Here is a 13,412-nt window from a genome sequence, read left to right on the forward strand (position 1 = left end):
CGCATACATAAAGCTCCATATTAAAAAATATGGCTACAATTCTTTCGGTTACCGAAAACAGCCTGATTGGAACTTTAAATTCCGTGACGGAGCCGATGTTGGGCAGCGTAGGCGTGCCTGAAACGGCGTTTAACGCCCTTCGCCAATTCGTGTTTGAAAACGAAAACGCCGATGGGCTATTCACCTTTACGGTGCTGAAAGGAGCGGAGTTTATTCGGGTCCGTCATTACGTCGGGCTACTTCTCCTACCCGATGGAAACATGCTTGAGATTTTACCAAAAATCGAGCAGCAATCCCAGTCCCGGCCGCTGTTGCTTAACATGCTTCGATACCTGCGCCACAGCCCGTTTCGGACGTTGCGCAGGGGGCAGTCGAAGGCTGTTCACTTGCCTTTATGGGAAATATTCATCACGGCCTTTCTTGATACGGTAGAACCGTTGGCGCAGCAGGGTATCCAGCAAGCTTACGTTTCCGTCGAAAGCAATGAGCGTTTCTGGAAGGGCCGTTTTCAGGCTACCCGGCAGCTACGCGAAAACAGCTACCATGCTGAACGGCTGGCGGTTGTGTACGACGAGCTAACCGCTAACGTACCGCCAAACCGTATCCTGAAATCGACCCTGCTTTACCTGGCAAACCGAACGAGGTATGGGGCCAATCAGCGCCGTATTCAACAACTGCTATGGGTACTGGACGATGTGCCCGTTTCGGATTCCGTTCCGGACGATCTGACTGCCATCCAGCGAAGCAGCCGCCTGTTCGCTCGTTACGAAGCAGCTTTGCTTTGGGCGAAAACCCTGTTGCTGAGACAGGGCCTGGGTGTGAAAACGGGTAAAACGCCGAGCCTGTCTCTGCTCTTTCCAATGGAACAGGTATTTGAAGATTACGTCGCCCACGGCATTCGGACCCACTGGCCCGGCGCCGATAAGGTTAGGGTGCAGGAGTCGTCTGTGCATTTAGTGGATGAGCATGTCGGGTCGCCTAAATTCAAACTACGTCCAGACATTATTATTCACCATAGCGACCGGACATTTGTGCTGGATACGAAGTGGAAGCGGGTGAATGGGCAGGTGCCGGGCGGCCAAATGAGCGCGGGAAATTATGGCATTGAGCAGGCGGATATGTATCAATTGTACGCCTATGGTAAAAAGTATGCTGCCGACGACCTATTTTTGATCTATCCGGTCAATGAAACCTTCGCTAAGCCGCTTCCTGTATTTGAGTACGATGCCGATACGCGTTTGCACGTAGTACCTTTTGATCTGACCAATTCGCTGGCCAATGAAGTAGATAAATTGGCTCAATACGCTTTGTCTTTCAACGAAAAGTAAACCCACCGCAACCTATGCCCCTTATTTTAACCTTGGTCGGTATTATAACCCTTGTCTTTTTAGTTGCCTTTGTCCGTTTAGATACCTTCATTTCGTTTGTTATCGTCTCGCTGGGAATCGGTCTGGCATCCGGCATGGATGTAGTGGCCGTCGGGAAATCCATCCAGACGGGTATTGGCGGTACACTGGGCGAACTGGTACTGATTATTGGCTTCGGGGCTATGCTGGGGCGATTAGTGGCTGAGAGTGGGGCTGCCCGCCGAATCACCGATGTGCTGATTGGCTGGTTTGGGATCAGGAACATTCGCTGGGGACTCGCGTTGGCGGGCTTTGTGATCGGTATTCCGCTGTTTTATAATGCCGGGTTTATTATTGTTGTCCCCTTGATTTTCACCATTGCGGCTTCATCACGTCTGCCGCTGATGTCGGTGGCGGTTCCTATGCTGTCGGCGCTTTCCGTAGCGCATGGCTATTTGCCACCGCATCCATCGCCATCGGCCGTGGCGGGCCAGTTGAACGCTAATATTGGGCAGACACTGCTTTACGGGATCATCGTTGCCATTCCGGCCATCATCATTGCCGGTCCGTTGTTTGGAAAAACACTCGTCAATATTAAAGCGACACCCAACCGGGAGTTGTTCAACAATCGCGACATTCCTGACCATCAGTTACCGGGTGCAGCCATCAGTTTTTTCGTCGCTCTGCTACCCGTGTTGCTACTCACTACTTTTGGTCCGCTGAAAAACGCAATGCCCGGCGAGTCGCCCCTCAAAACCGTGGTAACACTGCTGGCCGAGCCTTATATCGGGATGCTCATATCGGTGCTAACGGCTATGTATGCGCTGGGTATCCGGCAGGGCCAGAGCGTGAAGGCCATTACCAAAGACATGGAAGAAGCCGTTAAAGCCATTGCTCCGATTCTGCTGGTCATTGCGGGGGCAGGGGCGTTAAAGCAGGTTTTTGGGGATAGTGGCACCAGCAAATACATCGGGAGCTTGCTGGCTGATGCGGCCATTCCGCCGTTATTACTGGGTTGGGGCATTGCTGCGTTCATTCGTGTATGCGTCGGTTCAGCCACGGTGGCGGGCCTCACAACGGTGGGCATTGTGTTACCATTGCTGCAATCGCAGGCCATAAAACCGGAGTTGATGGTGCTGGCCATTGGCTCGGGAAGCCTGATGTTTTCGCACATCAACGATGGAGGATTCTGGTTATTCAAGGAGTATTTCAACCTGACGATCGGGCAGACGATCCGAACATGGTCGCTGATGGAAACGATTGTGTCCATTGTTGGCTTACTGGGTGTGCTGGCCCTGAATCTGGTAGTATAAGCAAGACTTGTAAACAATGGTGTCCATGAGTAACGAGAAGCTACAGGAGGTAATCAATAAATTGTTTGACAGTATATCGGCTCAAATACCCGCCTATAGAAGCAGTGACGTCGACTGGCGCATTTCAGATGGCAACGTGGCGGTTTGTCTGATCGACGACGCCGGGAGGATTTACGGAAAGATCTGGGGTGACGATAAAGTAAGAGGACGAAGCTTTTATGACGTGGCCTACCGCAAGGCATCACAGGTCTGGATAACCGGCTACAAAACCGGGGAGTATGAACGGTTGGTGTTTTCGGACCAGCTCAATTATAAAGATTTCGGCATCGAACTTCCCGATTTGATGGGCTGGGAGGGTGGTCAGCCGATACAATTGGATGCCGAAACCCGGATCTCATGTGGCTTCAGTGGCTTTAAGGGCGTGAATGACCTGGCCATTGTGAAAAAAGCGGCAGAAGAAGCCATGGCTTCGTAAAATCCAGCTCTCGGTAGCGTCCAAATAAAGGAGTTTATAGCTGGTTTTTACCAACCAGAGCATTACCTAAGTCAGCGTCTTTGCCGTGGGGTCTGATTAAGAAACCGCACCGGGCAGGCTTGAGAACCTGTACTCACTAAATTAACAAATTTGAAGGTTTATTAGTTAATAACTAGTTGATAATCAATATAAAGGTCGGTTGTTCGGTTGAATGAATAGCTACAAAAAGTGAGTAAAATGATAACAAATATTTAATATAGACCTTTCGTTTCTGACTTTTTATTCGTATTTCTTTGTAAATTTTTTTCCTGGGTCTCAGGGCCCACAAAACGTACATATGAAATCATCTACTAAAGCGCTCGCCCATCAATTGGCAACCGCTGTTGAAGCAAAGTTAAGCGAGTCAACTGAGCAGTCGAAAAAGTTCAAGAAAACGATTGAGAAATCGACGAAGAAACTGGCTAAGCGACTGGTGAAACAGATAAAAAAAGAAAAGAAACACCATGCTGCGCCAACCGTAGACCTGAACGTTGTTAAAGCAGAAGAGAAAGAAAGCTAGGCTGATAACCTTACTTTTAGGCAGCCCGAATAGTTTTGATTAACAATAGAGGCATGGCCTTCGCTGATTAGCGAAGGCCATGCCTCTATTGTTAATTTTCAGTGAGTACAGGAATCGCTTATTTGAGCGGTGTAGGTAAGGTGACAAAGTAAATGCGATTACGGTCCACCTGACCGGTAGCCGGTAAAATCTTTGTAGTAAACCCATTCTGCCCATTATCGACAACGCCGAAATCGTCATCATTCGAAATGGCCAGTCGATTCGAGCCAATCAGCGAAATTCCTTCGGCCTTATCGTGCGGATAAACGGGCGAAATATTAGTTAATAAATCAAAGACCAGCGTTTTGGTAACGGGGATAATCCCGGCGTTCTGAAGGCCTGCCTTGTCTTTGAGTTGCTCAACGGTTAAGCCATTGTACAATTTACCACTGTCGCTATTGGTTGGGTCCGATATATCGGTTGCGCCCGCCAGATCGAATTTATACACCCGCTTAAACGTCGATGGCTTCACCGGATTTCCGCCATAATCGCCATCCCGCTCAATGGCCAGGAACGTCGTGGCCGTAATTGCCGCAATTTCGCTGCAACCCGTCAGGCTGGCATTCTCCATCAGGTACACATACTGCTTCGTGGCTCCGCTGGCGATGTCAAAAGTAACAACTCGGATGACTGTTGAGCCCGAAACGGCCGCCGATGATGGATTGTACATGGGCGACTGCATCAGGCCGACCAGCGTTTTGCCGTCGGGTGTAATCGTCAGCCCTTCCATGCCCCGATTGGGTCGACGACGGGCCAGAACTTTAGGGAGCGTACGGCCACCCGTACCCGATCCGAAGGGATTAATCCGCTCGATGGTATTGCCACTGGCGTCGAAGTGTACAATGTGAGGCCCATATTCATCGCTCACCCAAAACGTTCCATCCGACGACAGCGCCAGTCCTTCGGAGTCGATTCCATCAGCATTGGGTGCAATGGTTTTGCCATTCAGGTCGAGGGCGATTTCGCCCGTATTTCCCTGCCCAACAGGATTTGGCAGGCCTGTGAGTAATTGACCGGCTGCGTTTTTGAGTAAAATGGTTTGCTCAAGCACTAACTGGTTGCCCACGACCCGGAATTTCCCAACCTGGGGCGTGAAATCGGCTTTCCCAAAAATGATCGAGTTGGCGACTGACCCGGCAGCGTTCGGCCCGCGATCAGTTAATAAGTAAAAAACGGCTGGATCGAGCGGGTCGCCCGCGATAGCTGAGCCAAAGCCGCCGTTATAAATGACCGTGCCGTTGGGGGAGGTCGCTAATACCTTTGGATCGGAGGCTTCGGCAAAGGCGGGGTAAGAAATAATGGCAGGCAGACGGTGGTCTTCACAAGCCGTAACAGCAATCCCGGCAGCGATGACGAACGAAAGAGGTAAATGTGAAAATCTCATAGTCGGCTATATGGTCTAATAGTACCAGCAAAGCTAAAGGACCTTACATTATCCATATGTAACCGATGACAGTGGTTCGTTATGCGAATATTAAATTTTAGAATGAAGAGGCTATTTCGCAACTCAAGAAGGAGAGAGGTTACCGTATAAACGACTTCTTGTACAGGTAAAAAGGAATTTGCCCGATCATTATCCTACCGTTAGCGAATTGGAAATCAGACCCCCCGTTTCATAACGAATCCGTAACACCCTCTGCCCGGGAACCCGTTACTTTTGTGGCTCAACGTAATTAACTACCTATGCGCTTTATCGCCGTTTATAATCAGCTTCAAACTGCAACCGGCGTCGGATTCGACAGTTTGATTGATGCGCTCGATTTTCTATTCTGGGGCTATGAAGATGATGACCTGACTCCGCAGGGAATTTACGATGCGCTAACCGATGAATCCATCCCCTATGACCATGCTGGTAAACCCGTAACCGGCAGCAGTCTGGATTCCATTCGGTCAATTGCCAAAGCTTATTTGAAAACTTCTTACCGGTTCAGTGGGTTGATTCCGCCGGGTAATGTTGACTAAAATCAGGAATGCAACGTTGTATTTATTGAATAAGTGTTAGGACATCTATCCATAACCACTAAACAGATCAGGGAATGGCCCATCAATTAAAAGTAACAGCAAGCAACATTATTGGCCTTTGGTTCGGGGCCGATACACCCCTTCGTCAATATAAAATACAATCGAACCCTGTTTTATGGGACGCCTGTTTGCGGGCTCACATTGGGTTTGTGCCGCCATCAGGCGCTACCTCTCTGGACCAGTACAGAAAGTCGGATAAAAATGCCTTCGCCCTTGCCGTTGAGCGCGAGTTGGCCCAGTCGGCTCCTAATGCCCTTCATCGTCAGGTATAAGGTAGCAGGTAATCTTATGGTGAGGGGTCGGTTTTCAAAAACCGACCCCTCACGTTTTTCTGGAAATCGTACGGATAAAAACGAGCAGACAGATCCGTCAGTGACTTGCTGGATTCGGGCGCAGGTAAGTGCCATCGGCAAACTGGACGGTATAGTCGGATGGAAAGAACTTACTCCTGGCGTAATAATCGGTGGTTATGATCTGCGCCCCTGAACGGCAGGCGGCCTCAAAAGCACGTTTGTCATTCAGCCGGGCCTGTTTCGTATCCGAATCGGCACGGGTCCGAACAAGATAGCCTTTCTTCACCAGGGCCTGAATCTGGCTCTGGTCCTCAATTGAGTTATTCAAAATAACAAAAGCTGCTTCGGGGGTAGCGGGTTCGGAGTTCGTGAAGAGAACCCGATTTTTCAGCGACGGGTGGCCGGCAATGTAAGCCGCCCGTTTTGAGCCCGTTTCATCAAGAACAAACAGGAACTTGCCTTTTGCCGATTGCATGGTCGGCCAGTTTCCGGCCAGCACTGCAGCCTCCAGAGTTGGCATCGTTCCCCGCACATTATCGGGCGTAATTAATTTCGAACGGCCCAAACCCGCCAGTATAACGCTATCCAGTTGGTTATAAACGGGCGCTGTGAATGGCTCGGGGATGGCGAATCCGGGTTTTTTGATGGTGTCGTCTTTCGCGTTCATCGTAATAAAAACCGGATAATGATTCGGGTGAGCATCCGACCAGCGTTTCAACTCGGCCAGACATCCTTTGAAGGTTGGGCAGTTGCTTCTAAAATCAATGTCCTGAATGTGAAATACTTTAAACCCTGGTTCAGTCATGACCCCGTCTACATCGTACGGCTGCTGACCTTTGGCGAGCACAAGACCTAGGGGGTGCGCGTATTTGCCCCCTTTTGCGTCGGCGTACACATCAATTTCAAGATTTTGTAAGCCAAGGTTCAATTGGTCGGTCAGGCCAATGTGGCTGTACTCGATGGCCTTGAACCGCAGGGAGTCGGTTCGTTTCAGCAGGCTGAACAAGGCTGGGTCAATGGCTTGTTTGTAGCTGTTATGCGAGCCAATACACTGAATCTGATTGAGTTTTAAGCTGTCAAAATTCGCTGGTATCAGCGCCGTAAAGAGCCAGAAACCAACCAGAGCAAGGGAAACTTTCATGGGTAAAGAGTAAGCGTTGATTCACGTACTAAGATACGGCCAGGCGTGTTAAGGGAGCATTAAATCACTACGTGTGCCGTTAAAAGAAGATGAACGCTACTGATACCAAAAGGAAAATCAGCCTCTGATCTCCCCATCATCGGCTTCTGACTGATAATTCACCGGACCTTACGCTTACAAACCCTGACCACGTAGTTCCGGATGATTGTAATTTTTATGGCTAAGTCAGAACGGTGCGCGGTTGGGACTAGGCCCAGACAATCCTCGATAACTACAGGCTGGTGCAGGCAAACAACTGCCGCCAATCGATCATTTTTCATTGGCTTATTTCCTGGGTATGAATGATCGGTTAACACACCCAATCACTCGCTCGTTAAGAAACATAACAATTTGTTGACGTATCCAATGGGCCAAACCCGTTGCAGGCAGTTGTACTGATAGTATTCTCGTGAATGACCTCTGATTATCTATGGAACCCAAGAATCGATATATAGACCGGGATATAAGCTGGCTGGCGTTTAATGGCCGGGTGTTGATGGAAGCGGCTGATGAGCAGGTGCCCTTGGCAGATCGGGTCAAATTTCTCGCTATTTACTCAGCTAATCTCGATGAGTTTTTCCGCGTTCGGGTGAGCGCTCTTCGTAGTTTGATCCGATTTCGGGAGAAAAAGATAACCCGGCGGTTGCTCACCGATCCCCAGCAAACACTCACGCAGGTGCTCGGCATGGTGGCCCAGCAGCAGGAACAATACCGAGCGGTTTTCCATGATGAGCTGCTACCCCGGCTGCAGGAGCATGGGCTTGTTTTGTACCAGCAGGAAGCACTGCCCGAAGTACACCGACACGAGCAGGAACGCTTTTTTCGGAGTACGGTGCTGTCGTATCTGCAACCGGTATTTATTGGCTCCCTTCGGAAGGCCAAGCGCAAGAACCGGCTTCCTTTTCTGGATAGTCAGCAGCTCTATTTTGCCCTGACCTTACGGCCTAAAACCGGTAACCAACGGGACGCCAGCCAACCTGACCAGGCCGAACCGATGCCTAATGACACGTTGTACGCGTACCTCAATATCCCGGCCGATAAGTTACCCCGTTTTGTTCCGCTCAGTTCCATTGCCGACAAGCAGTATTTCGCTTTTCTGGACGATGTGATCCGGGCTAACCTGGCGATTGTCTTTCCAGGCTATGAGGTAACGGGTTGCTTTAGTTTTAAGCTCAATCGCTCCGAAGACATTGATATCAAAGATGAGTATCACGGCAATCTGGTGCGGAAGATCAAGCGACAGCTTAAAAAACGAAAGACCGCACCGCCGGTTCGTTTTCTCTACGACGGCAACGCACCCGCTGATTTGATTGCCTTGTTTATCAGCCTGTTCGATCTCAAACCCGAAGAATTACAGGCGGGTGGCCGCTACCATAGTCTGAGTGCGCTACTCAAGCTGCCCATGCCTAAAGGGCCGAATATAGCCTCGCCCGTGCTGCTACCGCTGTTAAAGCCCGAACTGGATGCGCATGACTCCATCTTTGCCGCCATCGACGAACGGGATCGTATTCTGCACTTCCCGTACCAGTCGTATGAGTACGTCCTGCGCTTTTTCAACGAGGCCGCCATCGATCCGCTGGTCTACCAGATCGACGTGGCCCTCTACCGCATCGCTTCCGACTCGCTGATCGCCAATGCGCTGATGAGTGCCGCGCATAACGGCAAGCAGGTGAGTGTATTCGTTGAGGTAAAAGCCCGGTTCGATGAGGCAAACAACCTGCGTTGGGCCGAAGCGATGGAGGCCGCTGGTGTCCGCATTATTTATAGTTTGCCGGGCGTGAAGGTGCACGCTAAAATTGCCCTGATCAAACGCCGAAAGCCATCAGCCAAAGCCAAACGGATACAGTATGCGTATCTGGCTACGGGTAATTTCAACGAAACAACTGCCGAAATTTACGGCGATCATGGCCTAATGACGAGGTATAAACCCATCGTACGTGAACTGGGGCAGGTATTTGACTTTCTGGCCAAGCAAAAAGACGTTGGGAAGTTGCACCATCTGCTGGTATCGCCCTTTACCCTTCAGAAACGGTATCTGGATATGATCGAGCGGGAAATTCACCATGCGCATAAGGGCAGACGGGCCCACATGACGCTCAAACTAAATGGGCTCGAAGATCAAACCATGATCGACAAGCTGTATGAAGCCAGCCGCGCCGGGGTAACCATAAATCTATTGATTCGGGGAATTTGCTGCCTGGTGCCGGGCGTGGTCGGTATGAGCGAAACGATTCGAGTGATCCGGTTGGTCGACGGGTACCTCGAACATGCCCGGGTCGCCATTTTTTACAACAACGGTGAAGAAGAAATGTATCTGGCCTCCGCCGACTGGATGCAGCGAAACCTGTATCACCGGGTAGAAGTGGGTTTTCCCGTCTATGACCCACAGGTACAAAACGAGCTTCGGCAAGTTATTGCGTATCAACTGGCCGACAACACTAAAGCCTGCCTGATTGATGAGCAGGGTCATAACCAGCCCATTCGTGATCCCGAGGCACCGCAGGTACGCGCTCAACGCGCCATTTATGATTGGTTGAAGGAACAGGCGCTAGACGCAACAGCCGTCGAGTGACCTGATTTTATAGGCGTATTGGGGCCTCGTTTCAACACGCCTATTGTGGATGATAGCTCAATTTAATGGGATAGTTTCTTAATGCCATTTTTTGTCATTCCGACGAAGGAGGGATCTTAATGTGTCTCTACTTCAGAATTGGGAGAGGCTAAGATTCCTCCTTCGTCAGGATGACAAAATACTTAACAATGATCTGGTAATAAACTACTTAGCTTAAGCAGTTACCCTTAAGGGTTCGTTGCTTCTTTACCCTGCCATTGGGCGTGGAAAACGCCTTCCTTACCGATGAGCTCGAACGTGTGTGCACCAAAATAATCGCGCTGGGCCTGAATCAGGTTCGAGGGCATGTTGGCCGACCGGAACGCATCGAAATAACTGACCGACGTCGCATAGGTTGGTACCGCAATACCAGCCGCCACTGCCGTACCGACAACCGTACGAATGCCAGGAACTGTTTCCTGAATAATGGCCTGTACGGCAGGTGCCAGCAGCAGGTGTTTGAGCGACGAATCGGCCTGGTAGGCGCTCAGCATCGTTTCCAGGAACGCAGCCCGGATGATGCAGCCGCCACGCCATATTTTCGTGATCTCGGCCAGGTTCAGATCGTAGGAATATTGCTCCGATGCCGACGCCAGCAGGTGCATACCCTGCGCGTAGGTCGTGATCATCGAGAAGAAGAAGGCTTGCTCCAGACTGGCCAGAAACGCGTCTTTATCGACAGCCAGCGGGGCAATTTCGTCGCCGTACATACCGGCGGCCTGCACGCGCCACGCCTTGTATTTCGATAAGTCACGCATGGATACCGCACTATCGATGGCTGGAATTGGCGTTACCAGATCCATCGCCACCTGCGACGTCCATTTGCCGGTTCCCTTCGCGCGGGCCTCGTCTTTGATGCTGTCGAGGAGCAATTGCGTTTCGCCGGGTTCGTGGTACTTGAAAATATCGCTGGTCACTTCGAGCAGAAACGATTGCAGACGGCCCGCGTTCCAATCGGTGAATACCTGCCCAATGGCCGCATTGTCCATTTTTAGTCCCTTGCGCAATACCTCATAGGTTTCGGCAATGAGTTGCATAACGGCGTACTCGATGCCATTGTGAACCATTTTAACGAAGTGGCCGGCTGCACCGGGGCCAATGTAAGTCACGCAGGGATCGCCGTTCACCTTGGCCGCTACGGCATTTAAGACCGGCTTAACGAACTCATAAGCCGTTTTGTCACCACCGGGCATCATGCTTGGTCCACGACGCGCCCCTTCTTCTCCCCCCGAAATCCCCATCCCGAAAAAGTGGTATCCCTCAGCTTCGAGTGCCTTATCGCGACGCATTGTATCGGTAAAGTGCGAGTTCCCACCGTCGATGATAATATCGCCCTTATCGAGCAAAGGCAGCAATTCAGCAACGACGCTGTCGACAATCGGACCGGCCGGAACCAGCATCATAATGGCACGGGGACTTTTGAGACTACCCACAAAGGCGCTGATGTCCGTAAATCCTTTTACTACTGTCTTGGATTCGCCGGCATCATTGGCCCAGGCCTTTTCGAGCAGTTCCGACTGAGCCGGATTTTTGTCATAACCTGCCACAGAAAATCCGTGGTCGGCCATGTTCAGCAATAAATTGCGGCCCATCGTACCGAGGCCAATCATGCCAAACGTTAATTGATCACTGGTTGAATTGGTATTCATAATCAGAAAGGGGTGAATGGGAGAGAGCTTCGAGAATTTGTCTGGTTTCATCAAATGATTGGTGGTGATAAGCCCGGATCCCCAGCTTACGAGCCGCCCGTGCCAGCATCAGCCGGTCGTCGAAATAGACACATTGCTCTGGCTGGGCCTGGGCAATCCCCATGGCCAGCCGCCAGATATTTGGGTCTGGTTTAACCATACCGACTTCACTCGATGAAATAAACGCGTCGAAGACCTGATGTAAATTGAACGTGTTGATCCGGTACTGGTTTAGCTCGCGACCTTCGTTGTTCACGGCAAAAATACGAAATCCGCAGTGGTTTTGTTTCCAGGCCGTAAGCCAGGCCAGCATATTGGGCAACTCAACCGATTGAGCAAACATGAAATCCTTGAATTCTTCCCGACTAAAATCGCGCGCATGGTTGAACACGACCGTGTCCAGATATTCATCCAGGGTAATTTTTCCTGTCTCGTAGGTCGAGAAAATGAAGTTATGCAGCACGTTCATCTCCTCGTAGTCGAGTGTAAACAAATCGGCGGCTTTCCGGCGCGACTCATGCCCCCAGGCATTGTTGAGCAGAACACCGCCGATGTCGAAGAGCAAAATTTTCAATTCAGGCGTTTTCATGAACAACGGAGCTACGCCAGGGCTTTGGTGCGTTGGGTTTCGATGGCATCCAGCAGTTTCTGGTAAGGCGCATTAAATTTCTCGATACCCTCATCCTCCAGCTGTTGGGTGAGTGCCGCAAGGTCGATCCCCGCGTCGGCCAGCCGTTGCAGCGTTTGGGTTGCTTTGTCGAGGTCATCTTCCAGTCGATTGGCCGCTACGCCATGATCACGGAACGCCACCAGCGCATCCATCGGAACCGTGTTGACGGTTTTGGGGCCAATGAGTGCCTCCAGGTATTTGACATCGGAGAACGATGGATCTTTGCTGCCCGTGCTGGCCCATAACAACCGTTGGGGTGTAGCACCTTTGGCCGCTAATTTGAGGAAACGGTCGCTGTTGAACACCCGTTTGTAGATCTCATAAGCTTTCTTGGCCGAGGCAATGGCCACTTCTCCTTTCAGATCGGCCAGCCCTTTTTCGGGGAGCATCGGATCGATCAGCGTATCGATCCGGCTCAGGAAAAAGCTGGCAACCGATGCGATTTTATTGATAGGCAATCCCGCCTGATCCCGCATTTCCAGGCCTGTAATGTAGGCGTTGGTCACGGCTTCGTAGCGCTCCAGGCTGAACAGCAGCGTAACGTTGATATTCAGACCTTCCGAGATACAGTGTTGAATGGCGGGCAAGCCTTCGGCCGTTCCTGGAATTTTAATCATTACGTTGTCGCGCTCCACCGTTTTCCAGAGCTTAAGCGCCTGGGCAATGGTTCCTTCGGTATCCCGGGCCAGAAAAGGCGACACTTCCAGGCTCACGTAACCGTCAGCGCCTACCACTTCCTCATCGTACGTAGGCCGGAAAATATCGGCTGCCCGTTTGATATCGCTCACCGCCAGGGTGTAAAACAGGTCTTCATTGCTCAGATTGCCCTGCGCGAGCTGAGCAATGTCGGCATCGTAGTCACTGCTGCTGCTGATCGCTTTTTCGAAAATGGCCGGGTTGGAGGTGATGCCCCGAACGCCGTCTTCGTCGATGAGTTTTTGCAGTTCGCCGGTGTTCATGATCTTCCGGTCAATGAAATCGAGCCAGATGCTTTGGTCGAAGTCGTGGATTTGCTTTACGTTGTTCGTTTCCATAAGAAATAGACTTCAGTTGATTTCTAATTGTTTAACATTCGCTAATCTGCTGGCAACATTTAATCGGTCATTAACGTGCCGGGTAAGTTGCAGAAGTGGTTGTACAGGAGCTGAGAATAGGCTAATATATAAACGTATCGCGCAACTTGAGTTAAAGGTAGTAAATGCTGGCGTTGGCAACG

At 50.8% G+C, this 13,412-nt stretch carries 12 protein-coding genes; 7 read left to right on the top strand and 5 right to left on the bottom strand.

Annotated features, from left to right (window positions below; all coding sequences use genetic code 11):
• Positions 1 to 29: 29 nt before the first annotated feature.
• From SD10_RS09300 to SD10_RS09315, 4 genes are all read left to right on the top strand, one after another.
• A complete protein-coding gene (locus SD10_RS09300) occupies positions 30 to 1,328 on the top strand; it encodes an McrC family protein (protein ID WP_046573556.1) in 1,299 nt (432 codons plus the stop codon).
• Positions 1,329 to 1,342: 14 nt separating this feature from the next.
• On the top strand, positions 1,343 to 2,659 hold the full coding sequence (locus SD10_RS09305; protein ID WP_046573557.1) for a gluconate:H+ symporter: 1,317 nt from the start codon (positions 1,343 to 1,345) through the stop codon (positions 2,657 to 2,659).
• Between the two features lie 25 nt (positions 2,660 to 2,684).
• Complete coding sequence (locus SD10_RS09310) at positions 2,685 to 3,134, top strand: hypothetical protein (RefSeq protein WP_046573558.1); 450 nt, start codon at positions 2,685 to 2,687, stop codon at positions 3,132 to 3,134.
• Positions 3,135 to 3,471: 337 nt separating this feature from the next.
• Complete coding sequence (locus SD10_RS09315) at positions 3,472 to 3,693, top strand: hypothetical protein (RefSeq protein WP_046573559.1); 222 nt, start codon at positions 3,472 to 3,474, stop codon at positions 3,691 to 3,693.
• Positions 3,694 to 3,811: 118 nt separating this feature from the next.
• On the opposite strand, the gene SD10_RS09320 is transcribed toward SD10_RS09315, so the two are convergent.
• Positions 3,812 to 5,116, bottom strand: coding sequence for an esterase-like activity of phytase family protein (locus SD10_RS09320; RefSeq protein WP_046573560.1), 1,305 nt, complete (start codon positions 5,114 to 5,116; stop codon positions 3,812 to 3,814).
• A gap of 299 nt (positions 5,117 to 5,415) precedes the next feature.
• On the opposite strand from SD10_RS09320, the gene SD10_RS09325 reads away from it, so the two are divergent.
• Positions 5,416 to 5,694: a hypothetical protein gene (locus SD10_RS09325; protein ID WP_046573561.1), complete on the top strand. Its 279-nt coding sequence runs from the start codon at positions 5,416 to 5,418 to the stop codon at positions 5,692 to 5,694.
• Between the two features lie 74 nt (positions 5,695 to 5,768).
• Complete coding sequence (locus SD10_RS09330; protein WP_046573562.1) at positions 5,769 to 6,026, top strand: hypothetical protein; 258 nt, start codon at positions 5,769 to 5,771, stop codon at positions 6,024 to 6,026.
• A 97-nt stretch (positions 6,027 to 6,123) separates the two neighbouring features.
• Here the strand turns inward: SD10_RS09330 and SD10_RS09335 are convergent, their stop codons facing one another.
• A complete protein-coding gene (locus tag SD10_RS09335; RefSeq protein ID WP_046573563.1) occupies positions 6,124 to 7,188 on the bottom strand; it encodes a phosphatidylinositol-specific phospholipase C1-like protein in 1,065 nt (354 codons plus the stop codon).
• 469 nt (positions 7,189 to 7,657) lie between these two features.
• Between SD10_RS09335 and ppk1 the strand changes: the two genes are divergently transcribed.
• On the top strand, positions 7,658 to 9,799 hold the full coding sequence (gene ppk1 / locus SD10_RS09340; RefSeq protein WP_046573564.1) for a polyphosphate kinase 1: 2,142 nt from the start codon (positions 7,658 to 7,660) through the stop codon (positions 9,797 to 9,799).
• Positions 9,800 to 10,026: 227 nt separating this feature from the next.
• On the opposite strand, the gene gndA is transcribed toward ppk1, so the two are convergent.
• Genes gndA through tal form a run of 3 tightly spaced genes read right to left on the bottom strand, consistent with a single transcriptional unit; the run spans position 10,027 to position 13,230 of the window.
• Positions 10,027 to 11,538 carry an NADP-dependent phosphogluconate dehydrogenase gene (gene gndA, locus SD10_RS09345; RefSeq protein WP_227699182.1) on the bottom strand — a complete coding sequence of 504 codons (1,512 nt, stop codon included), beginning with the start codon at positions 11,536 to 11,538 and terminating at the stop codon, positions 10,027 to 10,029.
• Positions 11,465 to 12,115: an HAD family hydrolase gene (locus tag SD10_RS09350; protein ID WP_046573565.1), complete on the bottom strand. Its 651-nt coding sequence runs from the start codon at positions 12,113 to 12,115 to the stop codon at positions 11,465 to 11,467. The genes gndA and SD10_RS09350 overlap by 74 nt, the downstream gene beginning before the upstream one ends.
• Before the next feature lie 11 nt (positions 12,116 to 12,126).
• Entirely contained in the window at positions 12,127 to 13,230 is a 1,104-nt protein-coding gene (tal, locus tag SD10_RS09355; protein WP_046573566.1) for a transaldolase, read from the bottom strand.
• Positions 13,231 to 13,412: the final 182 nt, after the last annotated feature.

The sequence above is a fragment of the Spirosoma radiotolerans genome, assembly GCF_000974425.1.
Lineage (GTDB): Bacteria > Bacteroidota > Bacteroidia > Cytophagales > Spirosomataceae > Spirosoma > Spirosoma radiotolerans.